Source organism: Cryobacterium sp. BB736, assembly GCF_014980265.1.
In the GTDB taxonomy this organism is placed as follows: Bacteria; Actinomycetota; Actinomycetes; order Actinomycetales; family Microbacteriaceae; genus Terrimesophilobacter.
This window is the reverse complement of sequence record NZ_JABXWQ010000002.1, coordinates 21185-34329: the sequence shown is the minus strand read 5'-3', so window position 1 is coordinate 34329 and position 13145 is coordinate 21185. Positions and strand designations below refer to the sequence as shown.

General features: G+C 68.5%; 12 protein-coding genes. 6 read left to right on the top strand and 6 right to left on the bottom strand.

All coding sequences use genetic code 11. The features are described from left to right. Nucleotides 1-34: 34 nt before the first annotated feature. Together IRG63_RS06585 and IRG63_RS06580 are read left to right on the top strand one after the other, a co-directional pair. The gene (locus IRG63_RS06585; RefSeq protein WP_168627224.1) at nucleotides 35-715 is read left to right on the top strand and encodes a hypothetical protein; all 681 of its coding nucleotides are present in this window, start codon (nucleotides 35-37) and stop codon (nucleotides 713-715) included. 137 nt (nucleotides 716-852) lie between these two features. Further along, nucleotides 853-1584 carry a hypothetical protein gene (locus IRG63_RS06580; RefSeq protein ID WP_193509603.1) on the top strand — a complete coding sequence of 244 codons (732 nt, stop codon included), beginning with the start codon at nucleotides 853-855 and terminating at the stop codon, nucleotides 1582-1584. A gap of 80 nt (nucleotides 1585-1664) precedes the next feature. Here the strand turns inward: IRG63_RS06580 and IRG63_RS06575 are convergent, their stop codons facing one another. After that, entirely contained in the window at nucleotides 1665-2276 is a 612-nt protein-coding gene (locus IRG63_RS06575; RefSeq protein ID WP_193509602.1) for a hypothetical protein, read from the bottom strand. A gap of 288 nt (nucleotides 2277-2564) precedes the next feature. On the opposite strand from IRG63_RS06575, the gene IRG63_RS06570 reads away from it, so the two are divergent. Then, on the top strand, nucleotides 2565-4127 hold the full coding sequence (locus IRG63_RS06570; RefSeq protein WP_193509601.1) for a DNA polymerase Y family protein: 1563 nt from the start codon (nucleotides 2565-2567) through the stop codon (nucleotides 4125-4127). A 1-nt stretch (nucleotide 4128) separates the two neighbouring features. Next, nucleotides 4129-7533 (top strand): error-prone DNA polymerase, encoded by a 3405-nt coding sequence (locus tag IRG63_RS06565; protein WP_193509600.1) that lies wholly within the window; start codon nucleotides 4129-4131, stop codon nucleotides 7531-7533. Nucleotides 7534-7557: 24 nt separating this feature from the next. On the opposite strand, the gene IRG63_RS06560 is transcribed toward IRG63_RS06565, so the two are convergent. Both IRG63_RS06560 and IRG63_RS06555 read right to left on the bottom strand, forming a co-directional pair. Then, nucleotides 7558-7752: a DUF1653 domain-containing protein gene (locus tag IRG63_RS06560; protein WP_193509599.1), complete on the bottom strand. Its 195-nt coding sequence runs from the start codon at nucleotides 7750-7752 to the stop codon at nucleotides 7558-7560. An 8-nt stretch (nucleotides 7753-7760) separates the two neighbouring features. Next, complete coding sequence (locus IRG63_RS06555) at nucleotides 7761-8129, bottom strand: DUF5997 family protein (RefSeq protein ID WP_370566208.1); 369 nt, start codon at nucleotides 8127-8129, stop codon at nucleotides 7761-7763. 74 nt (nucleotides 8130-8203) lie between these two features. Between IRG63_RS06555 and IRG63_RS06550 the strand changes: the two genes are divergently transcribed. After that, entirely contained in the window at nucleotides 8204-8827 is a 624-nt protein-coding gene (locus tag IRG63_RS06550) for a LysR family substrate-binding domain-containing protein (protein ID WP_193509597.1), read from the top strand. A gap of 3 nt (nucleotides 8828-8830) precedes the next feature. Here IRG63_RS06550 and IRG63_RS06545 read toward each other — a convergent pair whose 3' ends face one another. Both IRG63_RS06545 and IRG63_RS06540 read right to left on the bottom strand, forming a co-directional pair. Further along, nucleotides 8831-10597, bottom strand: coding sequence for a DEAD/DEAH box helicase (locus tag IRG63_RS06545; protein WP_168627232.1), 1767 nt, complete (start codon nucleotides 10595-10597; stop codon nucleotides 8831-8833). Nucleotides 10598-10759: 162 nt separating this feature from the next. Next, nucleotides 10760-11038 (bottom strand): GlsB/YeaQ/YmgE family stress response membrane protein, encoded by a 279-nt coding sequence (locus IRG63_RS06540; RefSeq protein WP_168627233.1) that lies wholly within the window; start codon nucleotides 11036-11038, stop codon nucleotides 10760-10762. Between the two features lie 182 nt (nucleotides 11039-11220). Here IRG63_RS06540 and IRG63_RS06535 point away from each other — a divergent pair, with 182 nt between their 5' ends. Beyond that, entirely contained in the window at nucleotides 11221-12024 is an 804-nt protein-coding gene (locus IRG63_RS06535; protein WP_168627234.1) for an SGNH/GDSL hydrolase family protein, read from the top strand. Here IRG63_RS06535 and IRG63_RS06530 read toward each other — a convergent pair. Then, nucleotides 12021-13115 carry an acyl-CoA desaturase gene (locus IRG63_RS06530; protein WP_349236183.1) on the bottom strand — a complete coding sequence of 365 codons (1095 nt, stop codon included), beginning with the start codon at nucleotides 13113-13115 and terminating at the stop codon, nucleotides 12021-12023. The two genes, IRG63_RS06535 and IRG63_RS06530, sit on opposite strands and share 4 nt — an antisense overlap. Nucleotides 13116-13145 lie beyond the last annotated feature (30 nt).

The following is a 13145-nucleotide window of genomic DNA, read 5'->3' as shown; positions in this document are numbered from 1 at the left end:
AGATAGGCGGCGGGTGGCGGACGCACAATGAGCCATGAAAATCACGCGGCGACCCGAACCACCCGCCCCAGTCGCGTCGGACCCGCCATCCGTTCGCGCTCAGCTCCTCGCCACCGAGCACTGGAGCATCCTGGCCACCAGGAGCATGACCCAGAGCGAAGTGCTCGTGCGGATCACGATGTTCCTGACCCTCGTGTCGGCGAGCGTTGTGAGTCTTGCGCTGATCGGGCAGGCGACCGGCTTCGGTCCGTTCTTCACGGTGTTCGCGCTCGTGCTGCTCGGCATTGTCGTGGTGATCGGCTCGCTGACGACGATCCGGCTATACAACGGCGCGATGGAGGATCTCGCGCACGTGCTCGCCATGAACCGATTGCGCGCCGCTTATGTGGAGCTCGATCCGGGCATTGAGAAGTACTTCCTCAACTCGACGCACGATGACGAGACCGGAATGGGCGTCACCTACAACCATCTCGGCGGCAACGATCGAAGTCAGGTGCTCGGCAGCAGCATGATCTTCATCACTGCAGTGAACGCAGCGCTCCTCGGCGTGTTTGTCGCGATTGCAACGTTCGCGCTCGGTGCGCCGACGTGGGCGATCTATGTCGCGGCTACGCTGGCGGCGCTTGCCTATCTCGGCGTGGCGGTCAGGCACGGGTACGGCAGGTACAGCAGAGTGTGGACGACCTTCGTGCCGCTGTCGCCTACGCCTTCGTAGGCCGCGAACTGCGGCAAATTCGAGGTTCGCGCGCCGGTGACCCCGAACTTGCCGCAACTCGCGACTCGAGTTTTGGTGAAGGGGTCTTCGCCTGAGTAGGCATTGCATTGCTCGAACATGTGTTCGATAATTAAGAGATGTCGAACGCCGCCATTGCTCCCGAACTCGGCCCGACCGGGCAGAGCGAGCTGGTGCGCGAACTGCAGGATCGCATCCGGAAGCTGCAGTCAACGAAGCTCGACTCGCGGGACCTCCCCACCAACCCGGCGATCGCCCGACTGCTGCCCGGCGGTGCGCTGAAGCAGGGGTCGGCGTACTCGGTGGAGCGGTCGGCGACCCTGCTGATGGCGCTGCTCGCTCCCCCGTCGGCGGCCGGCACCTGGGTCGGCGTGGTCGGCGTGCCCGAGTTCGGGGTGGAGGCTGCCGCCGGCTTCGGCATCGATCTTGACCGGTTGGCGTTGGTGCCGCATCCGGGCGACCAGTGGCTCGCGGTCACCGCGGCGATCGCGGATGTCATGGGCATCGTGGTCACCCGGCCGCCGCAGAAAGCGAGCGACGGCAGCATCGCGCGGCTCGCGGCGCGACTGCGGCAGCGCGGCACCACCCTCATCGTGCTCGGCAGCTGGCCGCAGAGCGAGGCGATGCTGACCCTCGAGGAGAGCAGCTGGGTCGGCATCGGCGAAGGACACGGGCACCTGACCGCGCGGCAGGCGACGGTGATCGTCTCCAGCAGTACCGGACGGCCGCGGCGGGCGAGGCTGTGGCTTCCGGATGCGGGTTACCAGGTGCGGGAGGCGGGTATGCGGCCGGTTGATACCGCGGACGCGCCCGTTGCGGACATCCGCGCCCCGCGCACCTGGCGCGCCTGACCGGAGGGTGCGCGCCTGACCGGAAGGTGCGCGCCCGACCGGAACGGTAGCCGATGACCGGAAGCCGGGCGGATCGGTTGCTACCGGTCGTCCTCAAGCTCGCCGTACAAGCCGTCGGGAGCCTGCTCGCAGCGGTACTGAAGCCAGCCCGGCGCTGCCACTTCCGCCATCGGCACCCATTCGCGCGGTGTGCCGACGTCAGCGAGATACGCCTGAAAACTCGGGATCTCACCGACGTCGAAACCCGCCTTCTCAATGCACGGGACGAGCTCATTGACCAGGAACTCATAGAGGAACTCGTGCTGCGACTCGTTGAGTGGGGCCAAGTACTTGGGATCGGGCGGGTATTTCGCGTTGCACACGTAGTGCGCCAAAGCGAAGGCGGCCCGTTGCTCTATCCGATGCCCAATCGACAGACCGCCATCGGGTTCAACGTCGGCGTCAAACCCTTCTTCTCTCAGACACTGAGCAATCGCTTCTGGAGATTCCGAAGGATCAAGTAAGCGCACACGAGCCACATCCGGAATCTGCACCGTCGGATCCGCGATGCGCGCCTCATCCGCGTAGAACTCGAGGTGCTCCTCAATCAAGCGCTCTGCGTCGGCTGCAGAGAGTGGATCGGGAGTCGGCAGGCTGCGGCCGGTTGCCACGCACGAGGTGAGCAGCAAGGCGGTTGCGGCGGCCGCGATCATTGTGATCGCTCTCAGGTGGTTACGGATCGCCCAGCGACCAGGTCGACGGCCAGTTATGGAGTCCCCCTCACGCATGGGGGTCATCCTGCCACACGGGGTCGCGGGTTTCGATGGACCTGTCGGCAGTGTGATCAGCCTTAAGGCGCGAGCGCCGCGCGATTAGGCGAGCGCGCCTGCAATATCGTGCGCGCTCGCACATTTGGACGGCGCTCGGCAGGCGGGTGGAAGGCGGCCGAACCTGAGCGTTTCCGCGTTGCGCTGCTCGAACAAAGGTTCGATAATTGGTGGATGAAGCAACCGATCCAGCCGCCGGGCACCGCGCCAGAGCGCGTCATGCTGCTCTGGTGCCCGGATTGGCCCGTGATCGCCGCCATCCGCACGCACGGGCTGAAACCGGATGCCCGGATCGCGCTGATCGAATCCGGTCGAGTGTACGCGTGCTCGGGATCCGCTCGCGCCGAAGGCGTCAAGCGCGGCCTCAAGCTGCGTGAGGCGCAAGCCCGCTGCCCCGACCTCATCGTGCAGCCCTACCGCGCCGACGAGGACGCCCGCGCTTTCGAACCGGTGCTCACCGCGATCGAGGAGGCCATGCCGGGTGTGCAGCCGCTGCGCCCCGGGGTGTGCGCCATCCGATCCCGCGGCCCAGCCCAGTTCTACGGCAGCGAGGAGGAAGCAGCGCTCTGGCTGCTCGACCACGTCGACGCGCTCGGCGTCCCGGCCAGCCGGGTTGGCATCGCCGACGGCGTGTTCACCGCGGAGCAGGCCGCGCGCAGCCCGCAACCGCAGCGCATCCGGATCGTGCCGGCCGGCGACGCGGCAGCCAGCCTCGCTCCACTGCCGGTCAGCATCCTCGACGACCTCGCACTTACAGGGCTGCTGCGCCGGCTCGGTGTCTACACCCTCGGCGAGTTCGCCGCACTGCCCGCCGAGCTTGTGCTCGACCGCTTCGGCGACTCCGGCGCCCGGCTGCACTCGCTCGCCGGCGGACGCGACTCCCGCCCGGTCATCGCCCGCGTCCCACCGGACGAGCTCGACGCCTCGATCGACTTCGAACCGCCGCTCGACCGCGTCGACCAGGTCGCGTTCGGCGTGCGCGCGACGGCGGATGCCTTCATCCGCTCGCTCACCGACACGAAACTCGTGTGCACCGCGGTGCTCGTGCAGCTCGAGTCGGCGAACGGCGAACTGTCCGAACGCAGCTGGCTGCACCCGCGCTCGTTCACCGCGGCCGAGGTCGTCGACCGGGTGCGCTGGCAGCTGCAGGGCGGCAGCACCGAGACCGGGCTCTCAGCACCGATCGAGCGCGTGCGGCTCATCCCGGAGGCGATCGACTCGATCGGCAACCACGAGGAGGGGCTGTGGGGGTCCGGCCCGGACGAACGCATCCACCACGCCCTCTCCCGCGTGCAGTCGATGCTCGGCCGCACCGCGGTGCTCACCCCGGCGATCGGCGGCGGCCGCGCTCCGGCCGACCGGATGACGCTGGTCCCGTGGGGCGACCGGGTGCTGCACGAGCGCGAACCGGACCGCCCGTGGCCGGGACGCCTGCCCGACCCCGCCCCGGCCACCGTGTTCGAGCCGCCGCGCCCTGTCACCGTGTTCGCGGCATCCGGGGCCGAGGTCGCCGTCGACGACCGCGGCGCCCTCTCCGAACCGCCCGCGACGGTGAGCGCCGGCAGCAGCACACTGCGTGTTGCAGCGTGGGCCGGACCGTGGATGGTCGACGAGCGCTGGTGGGATCCGGATGCCACGAGCCGGGTCAGCCGATTCCAGCTGGTCGACGCGAGCGGTGTTGCATGGCTGCTCGCCCTCGAGCACGGCCACTGGTGGGCAGAAGCGAGGTACGACTGACATGGGCTGGCAGAACCCCCCGATCCCCTGGTCGGAGTTCGAGCGGACCCTTTCCGGCAACCGGCAGGGACTGCCGCCGGTCGGCGCGGATGGCGGCGACAGCCCGGCCTGGTCGCGTAAGCGGGCGCCGTTCCAGCCGACCGACATCGAACCGGTCAGCGGACCGGTCGTTCCGTACGCGGAGCTGCACGCGCACTCCAACTTCAGCTTCCTCGACGGGGCGAGCCAGCCCGAGGAACTGCTCGAGGAGGCCGCCCGCCTACGCCTGCACGGCCTCGCCCTCACCGACCACGACGGCTTCTACGGTGTCGTGCGGATGGCCGAGGCCGCCGAAACCCACCCGCAGGTGAAGACCATGTTCGGCGCCGAGCTGTCGCTCGGGCTGCGCGCCCCGCAGAACGGCGAGGCCGACCCGGAAGGCACCCACCTACTGGTGCTCGCCCGCAAGCAGGAGGGCTACCACCGGCTCGCCGCCGCGCTCACCGCCGGGCAGCTCGCCGGCGGCGAGAAGGGCCGCCCGGTGTACGACCTCACCGACCTGGCCGACCGCGCCGCCGGGCACTGGCTCGTGCTCACCGGATGCCGCAAGGGCAGCGTCCGCAACGCCCTCGCCACCGAGGGCGAAGACGCCGCCGAGCGCGAACTGGCGACCCTGATCGACCTGTTCGGACGCGACAACGTCGTCGTCGAGCTCACCCACCATGGGCATCCGCTCGACGACGCCCACAACGACGCCCTCGCCGCGATCGCCGCCCGTGCGCACCTGCCGGTCGTCGCCACGGGCAACGTGCACTACGCCACCCCGGCACGGCACCACCTCGCCACCGCCCTCGCCGCGGTGCGGGCACGCCGCAGTCTCGACGAGCTCGACGGCTGGCTGCCGGCATCCGGGGCCGCCCACCTGCGCAGCGGTGCCGAGATGGCCGCCCTGTTCAACCGCTACGCGGGCGCGATCGAGCGCACCGTCGAGCTCGCCGACGACCTGTCGTTCCGGCTGCGGAGCCTGAAGCCGGGGCTGCCGAAGCAGCAGGTCCCGGATGGCCACACACCGATGAGCTGGCTGCGTCACCTGGTGTGGGAGGCGGTGCCGGTGAAGTACCCGAACCTGCCGGATGCCGACCGCGACCGGATCGAGCGCGAGCTGGCGGTGATCGAGCAGAAGGACTTCCCCGGCTACTTCCTGATCGTGCACGACATCGTGCGGGAGGCGCGCAGCCGCGGCATCCTGTGCCAGGGGCGCGGCTCGGCGGCGAACTCGGCGGTCTGCTACCTGCTGAACATCACCGCGGTTGACTCCATCTATTACAAGCTGCCGTTCGAGCGGTTTCTCTCCAGCATGCGCGACGAGGAACCCGACATCGACGTCGACTTCGACTCCGACCGGCGTGAGGAGATCATCCAGTACGTCTACGAGAAGTACGGGCGGCAGAACGCCGCGCAGGTCGCCAACGTCATCAGCTACCGGCCGAAGATCGCGGTGCGCGACATGGCGAAAGCGCTCGGGCACTCCCCCGGGCAGCAGGATGCCTGGTCGCGGCAGGTGGAACGCTGGGGCGCGCTCGTCGAGAGTGGCGACCATGACATCCCGGAGCCGGTGATCGAACTCGCGCAGCAGGTGCTGACCTTCCCCCGGCACCTGGGCATCCACTCCGGCGGGATGGTGCTCACCGACCGGCCGGTGGGCGAGGTCGCGCCGATCGAGCACGGGCGGATGGACGGCCGCACCGTGCTGCAGTGGGACAAGGACGACTGTGCCTGGATGGGGCTGGTCAAGTTCGACCTGCTCGGCCTCGGGATGCTCGCCGCGCTGCAGTACTGCTTCGATATGATCCGGGACTCGCTCGGCGAACAGTACGCGCTCGACACCATCCCGCGGGAGGAGGCCGGCGTGTACGACATGTTGTGCCGAGCCGACTCGATCGGGGTGTTCCAGGTGGAGAGCCGCGCGCAGATGGGGCTGCTGCCGAGGCTGCGGCCGCGTTGCTTCTACGACCTCGTCGTGGAGATCGCGATGATCCGCCCCGGGCCGATCCAGGGTGGGGCTGTGCACCCGTATGTGCGGCGCCGGATGGGGCAGGAGCCGATCACCTACGCGCATCCGAAGCTCGTCGAACCGCTCGAGCGCACCCTGGGGATACCGGTGTTCCAGGAGCAGCTGATGCAGGTCGCGATGGCGGTCGGCGAGTGCAGTGCAGAGGACGCCGACCTGCTGCGCCGCGCGATGGGGTCGAAGCGCGGGGTCGAGCGCATCGAGTCGCTGCGCGAGAAGCTGTACGCCGGGATGGCAACGAACGGCATCATCGGCGTGGTCGCCGACGACATCTACAGCAAGATTCAGGCATTCGCGAACTTCGGCTTCGCGGAGAGCCACTCGTTGAGCTTCGCACTGCTCGTCTATGCGAGCTCGTGGCTCAAGCTGCACTACCCGGCGGCGTTTTTGGCGGCGCTGCTGCGCGCGCAGCCGATGGGGTTCTACTCCCCCGCGTCGCTGGTGGCGGATGCGCGGCGGCACGGAGTCGAGGTGCGTCGACCCGACCTGGCGCTCTCGGGGGTGTCGGCCGGATTGGAGCCGGTCGAGGCGGTTCCGGATGCTCGGGGCGCGGCATCCGGGAGCGACACCTGCCTCGGCGAGCAGCCGCCGATCCCGCCGTTCGACCCGCGCCTGCCGCTGGACTTCGACGCGCACCGGCGCGACGCATCCGTCGCCGTGCGGCTCGGGCTCGCCGAGGTGAAGGGCATCGGCACCGAGCTGGCGGAGCGCATCGTCGCCGAGCGGGACGCCCGCGGCGACTATCTGGACATGCCCGACCTGGTGCGGCGGGTCGGGCTCAGCACCGCGCAACTCGAGGCGCTGGCGGCTGCCGGCGCGTTCGAGGGCTTCGGGATGGGCATGCGCGAGGCGCTGTGGGTCGCAGGGTCGGCGGCGCAGAACCGCGCCGAGTACCTGGAGGGGACGGTGATGGCGGTGCAGCCGCCGCTGTTCCGGATGCCGTCGGACTCGGAGCGGCTGGTCGCCGACCTGTGGGCGACCGGGTTGTCGACCGACGACCATCCGGTGAGGCACCTGCGACCCCTGCTGGACGAGCGGGGTGCGCTGTCGGCGGCAGAGCTGCTCGGCGCGGAATCGGGTCGGCGGCTCGAGGTCGGCGGGGTGGTGACGCACAGGCAGCGACCGGCGACCGCGAGCGGCATCACGTTCATGAACCTTGAGGACGAGACCGGGCTGGTCAACGTGATCTGCAGCACCGGCGTGTGGAAGCGGTACCGGCGGGTCGCGCGGGAATCGCCAGCGCTCGTGGTGCGCGGCATCCTGGAGCGATCCGATGAGGGTGTGGTCAACATCGTCGCCGACCGGCTCGAGCCGCTGCTCGTGGCGCCACACGTGAAGTCGCGGGACTTCCACTGACGGGTGTCTCTGTGACCAGCGCGACTAGTCCAGCGGGGTGAAGCGTTGCACCTCGGTGCCGTCGACCGTGGTCGTGCCGAAGAACATGTCCTTCGGCCGCACCCACAGCTCCCCCGCCGGTGACCGGTAGACGACGAGTTCCTCTTCCGTCTCGCTGTGCCGGGCGATGCCGATCACCTCGTAGACGTTGCCCTTGAAATGCCGGTAGCGCCCAGGCATCCGGATGCTCAGTCCTGCCCGGCCTTGCGGCGTTCGGCGTCGCGTTCCTTCACTCGACGGTTCTCGGCGCGCACCGCAGCCTGAGTCGCGCGCTCCTGAACCAGCCACTGTGGTGGGTTCTCGAGAAGCGACTTGATCTCGGACGTCGTGAGCGCATCCGTCAACCCGCCGCGCGCGAGCCCGGCGATCGAGACGCCGAGCTTCGCCGCGACTACCGGCCGCGGGTGCGGACCGTTCTTGCGCAGCTCCACCAGCCACTCCGGCGGCTCCGCGTTCAGCGCGTTGAACTGGCCGCGGGTGATCGGCGCCGACTGGAACTCCTCCGGCGTCGCCGGCAGGTAGACCCCGAGCTTCTTCGCCGCAGTGGCGGGCTTCATCATCTGGTCGTACGCATCCGAGGTCATCCCGACAGCGTAACCTGAGACCACACCGGACGCAGGCGGGAGGCAGAGTGTTCAGGATCGCCTTCGTGCCCGGCGTGACCATCACCAAGTGGACCCGTGCGTGGGAAGAGCGCCGGCGCGACCCGCTGCAGCTGCTGCCGACACTGCCGAGCGACCAGGTTGCTGTGGTGCACCGCGGTGAGGCGGATGTCGCGTTCGTGCGGTTGCCGATCGACCGGGACGGCCTGAGCGTCATCCGGCTGTACACCGAGTCACCGGTAGTGATTGCGCCCAAGGACCACGCTTTCGAGGCCGCGGACGAGCTGACTGTGTCTGACCTCGACGGCGAGAACGTGATCGAGGTGGGCGAGGACCCGAAGGACGCCGTCGAGTTGGTCGCCGCGAACGTGGGGGTTGCGGTGCTCCCCCAGTCGGTCGCCAGGCTGCACGCGCGCAAGGACGTCATCGCGAGGCCGCTGACGGATGCGCCGGGCACCGACATCGCGATCGTCTGGCTGGCGGATGCCGAGACGCCAGACATCGAGGAGTTCGTGGGGATCGTGCGCGGGCGGACCGTGCGGAGCTCGCGCGGCCCGGGGGTTGCGCTACCCGCGCCGCAGAAGACCAAGTCGGCGAACGCGTCGAAGCGCCCCAGCCCGAAGCATCCGTCCCGCCGCCGTCGCTCCCGCTAGGAGTCAGCCGCGACGCAGGTAGTCGATCCGCGACTGCAATTGCGCCACGGTCGCCTGCCCCACCGGCGGACCGCCGCAACGGCGGCGCAACTCCGCGTGGATGTGCGCGTGCGGCTCCCCCGTGCGCTTCGCGCGGGATGCGACCAGCGAGTTGAGCAGCCCGCGCTGCTCCTTCAGGGTGCGGTACAGCGGCTTCGACTCCTGAACCCCGCGGTCAGCGCGCCGCCGCGACTGCCGAGCCTGCCGCTGCTGCAGCAGCTCCCGCACCTGCTCCGGTTCCAGGATGCCGGGCAGCCCGATGAAGTCGAGTTCCTCGAGGGTGCCGACGTCTGCAGCGAAGCCGAACTCGGCGCCGTCGAACAGTACCCGGTCGAAGTTCGCATCCGACTCGAGCGCCTTGAAATCAAACAAGTCGGCATCGGCGGATGCGCTCTCCGACGCGTTTGCCTCGTCGACCGCGTCGTCATCGAGCAGGATCTCCTCGAGCCCCTCGCCCGGCTGCCGATCCAGCGCATGGTCACGCTCCAGCTCCAGCTGCGAGGCCAGGTTCATCAGCTGCGGCACGCTCGGCAGGAAGATCGACGCCGTCTCACCGCGCCGCCGCGTGCGCACGAATCGGCCGACCGCCTGCGCGAAGAACAGCGGAGTCGATGCTGAAGTCGCGTACACGCCAACCGCCAGTCGAGGCACGTCGACTCCCTCAGAGACCATCCGTACGGCGACCATCCAGCGCGAGTCGCCTTGCGAGAACTCGGCGATCCGGTCGCTCGCGCCCTTGTCGTCCGACAGCACGACAGTCGGCTCCTCGCGCGTGATCTCCTTCAGCAGAGACGCGTACGCCTTTGCCGCGTAGTGATCGGTCGCGATCACCAGCGCCCCGGCATCCGGGACGTGGTGCCGAACCTCGGTCAGTCGGCGGTTCGCGGCACGCAGCACCGACGGGATCCACTCGCCCTCGGGGTTCAGCGCCGTGCGCCAGGCTTGCGCGGTGACGTCCTTGGTGTCGCCCTCGCCGAGCCGCGCCTCCATCTCGTCGCCAGTGCGGGTTCGCCAGCGCATCCGTCCGGCGTACGCCATGAAGATCACCGGTCGCACGACCCCGTCGGCGAGGGCGCGCCCGTAGCCGTAGCTGTAGTCGGCGCGGGAGGTGCGGATGCCCTGCTCGTCCGGGTAATAGGTGACGAACGGGATGGGCGCGGTGTCGGAGCGGAACGGGGTTCCGGTAAGCGACAGCCGACGGGTTGCCGGTTCGAATGCCTCACGAATGCCGTCGCCCCAGCTGAGCGCGTCACCGCCGTGGTGCACTTCGTCGAGGATCACAAGCGTGCGCGAGCCCTCGGTGAGGCTGCGGTGCAGCGCCGGACGCAGCGCCACTTGTGCGTAGGTGACAGCGACGCCGTGGTAGTGCCGCGCTTGCCGGCCGTGCGCGTTCCGGAAGCCCGGGTCGAGGCGCACACCGACGCGGTGTGCTGCATCCGCCCACTGCCGCTTCAGGTGCTCGGTCGGCGCGACGACCGTGACTCGGTCGATGGTGCGGCTTGCCAGCAGTTCGGTGACCAGCCGGAGCGCGAAGGTCGTCTTGCCTGCGCCCGGCGTTGCGGCGACAAGGAAGTCGCGGGGTTCGCGCTGGAAGTAGACCTCGAGGGCCTCGGCCTGCCAGGCGCGCAGCCGGTCCGCAGTACCGCGAGGCGCTCGACCCGGAAAGGCCGGTGAGAGGTGTTCTGCTGCCGAGGTTCCGACCGGGGGACGATGGATCGGGTCGGTGCTCACTGGATAGAACTTTACCGTGTCGCCACTGACACCAGTGGCCGGAGGTCTCGACAAGCTCGACCACCGAGGGACGCTCGACCACCGAGAACGGAAGAGAGCGCCGCGACTTTCGTCAGCGGCGCTCTCTCCGTTCAGTCCGGTGTCACACCGGGCCGGGCGTGGTCACGCTCGGGTCGTGGTGCTTCCACTACGGCGGGTGATCAGGCCCCAGATCAGCAGCACGACGATCGCGCCGATGATGGCAATGAGCCAGGACTGGATGGACCAGAAGTCCTCGTACCCGATACCGAACAGCAGACCGCCCAGCCAACCACCGAGCAGTGCGCCGATGACACCGAGGATCAGGGTCGCCACCCATCCTCCCCCTTGACGTCCCGGCAGAATCAGCTTGGCGATAGCACCAGCGATCAGTCCGAGGATGATGAATGCGATCCAACTCATGACGACCTCCCAGTCGTTCAATTCGTCTTGCAGGGACCGAGTCTCGGTCGCCTTTGATAAGCGTGGCATGCCCCCCATACGGGGGCAACCGTTCGACACGGAGTCGCGGAATGTTCACAGGTGGGTGAATTTCGGGTCTGCTAGGGGGGATCCGGGCATTCCGATCTGGCAGTGTTGGGTGTATGTCTGCACAGCATCCGTGGTCGAGGTATATCGCGTTGGGAGACTCCTTCACGGAGGGAATCGGTGACCCTGAGCCGCGCAGCCCAGGCGGCCATCGCGGCTGGGCGGACCGTGTCGCGGAGGAGCTGAGCTCCCTCACCGAGGACTTCGCCTACGCCAACCTCGCCATCCGCGGCCGCCTGCTGCAGCAGATCATCGACGAGCAGGTCGAGCCGGCGCTCGAGTTGCGCCCCGACCTCGTTACCATCTCCGCGGGGGGCAACGACATCATTCGCCCCGGCACCGACCCGGATGACGTAGCCAGCCGGCTCGAAGCCGCCGCCGCGCGACTGCGCTCCAACGGTGCAACGGTTGTGCTGTTCACCGGACCGGATGTCGGCACTACGGCGGTGCTCGGACGCATCCGCGGCAAGGTGGCCATCTACAACGAGAACCTACGCACGATCGCCTTGCGCCACGACCTGGTCATCGCCGACATGTGGGCGCTGCGCGAGCTCAAGGACACCCGGATGTGGGCGCCTGATCGCCTGCACTTCTCCCCCACCGGGCACCACATGATTGCGCGCATGGTGCTCGACTCGCTCGGCGTCGAGCACGCGCTCGAGCCGTATCAGCCCGAGCCGCTGCCCGCCGTCTCCTGGCGTCAGGCGAAGATTCAGGACATCGGCTGGGCGCGCGAGTATCTCGTGCCGTGGGTGGTGCGCCGCATCCGGCACCAGTCATCCGGTGACGGAATCCTGCCGAAGCGCCCGGATGCGTCCCCGTTTCGCCACGCGATCAAGCCGGACGCCACCGACGCCTAGCGTCCGAACTGTGCCGCGGCCGGGCAGTCGAACGGATCGCGGCCAGCGGCAAGTCCGACCCTGTTCAGGTACCGGATGACGATGCCGTACGACTCCACGAGCGTCGTCTCGGTGAACGGGATGTTGTGGGTGGCGCAGTACTCGCGAGCGATCTCGTTCGCCTTGCGCAGGTGCGGCCTGGGCATGTTGGGGAACAGGTGGTGCTCGACCTGGTAGTTGAGGCCGCCCATGAAGGTGTCCATGAACCACCCGCCCTTGATGTTGCGGGACGTCAACACCTGGCGGCGCAGGAAGTCGACCTTGGAGTCGTGCGGCAGGATCGGCATGCCCTTGTGGTTGGGGGCGAAGGATGCGCCCATGTAGACGCCGAACACCGCGAGCTGCACGCCGAGGAAGGCAAACGCCATCCCCAGCGGCAGGAACAGGAAGATCACCGCGACATACGCGCCGACACGGGTGACGAGCATGGTTGCCTCTACCCAGCGGCGCTCCACCTTGCCGCGTGAGAACACCGTGCGGAAGCCGTGGATGTGCAGGTTGATGCCCTCGAGCAGCAGCGCGGGGAAGAACAGCCAGCCCTGACGGCGGGTGGCCCAGCCATACAGCCCCTTGGCTCGAGCGGCATCCGTCTCGGTGAACGAGATGAAGTCGCGCTCGATGTCGGGGTCCTTGCCGAGGATGTTCGGGTTGGCGTGGTGACGGCTGTGCTTGGTCATCCACCACTGGTAGCTGATGCCGACGAACAGGTTCGCGAGCGTACGTCCGGCGCGGTCGTTGGCGGGGCCGGAGGCGAACACCTGACGGTGGGCGGCCTCGTGCGCAAGGAACGCGTACTGGGTCAGGATGACGCCGAGCGCCCCAGCGATGAGCAACTGGAACCAGCTGTCACCGAGCAGGATGAATCCGGTGACCGCACCGCCGAGTGCGAGCGTGATGCCGGAGAACATCAGCCAGTAGAAACCGGTGCGGCGCCGCAGAAGGCCCGCATCCCTAATGGTGTGAAGAAGGGCCGAGTACTCGGATGTCGAGTTTCCCCGACCTCCGCCCGGCCTCGTCTTCGTGAACGTCACTGTTGGCGTTGCAGAGGTCACGGAACCCTCGTTTCACTAGGTACAACCAGA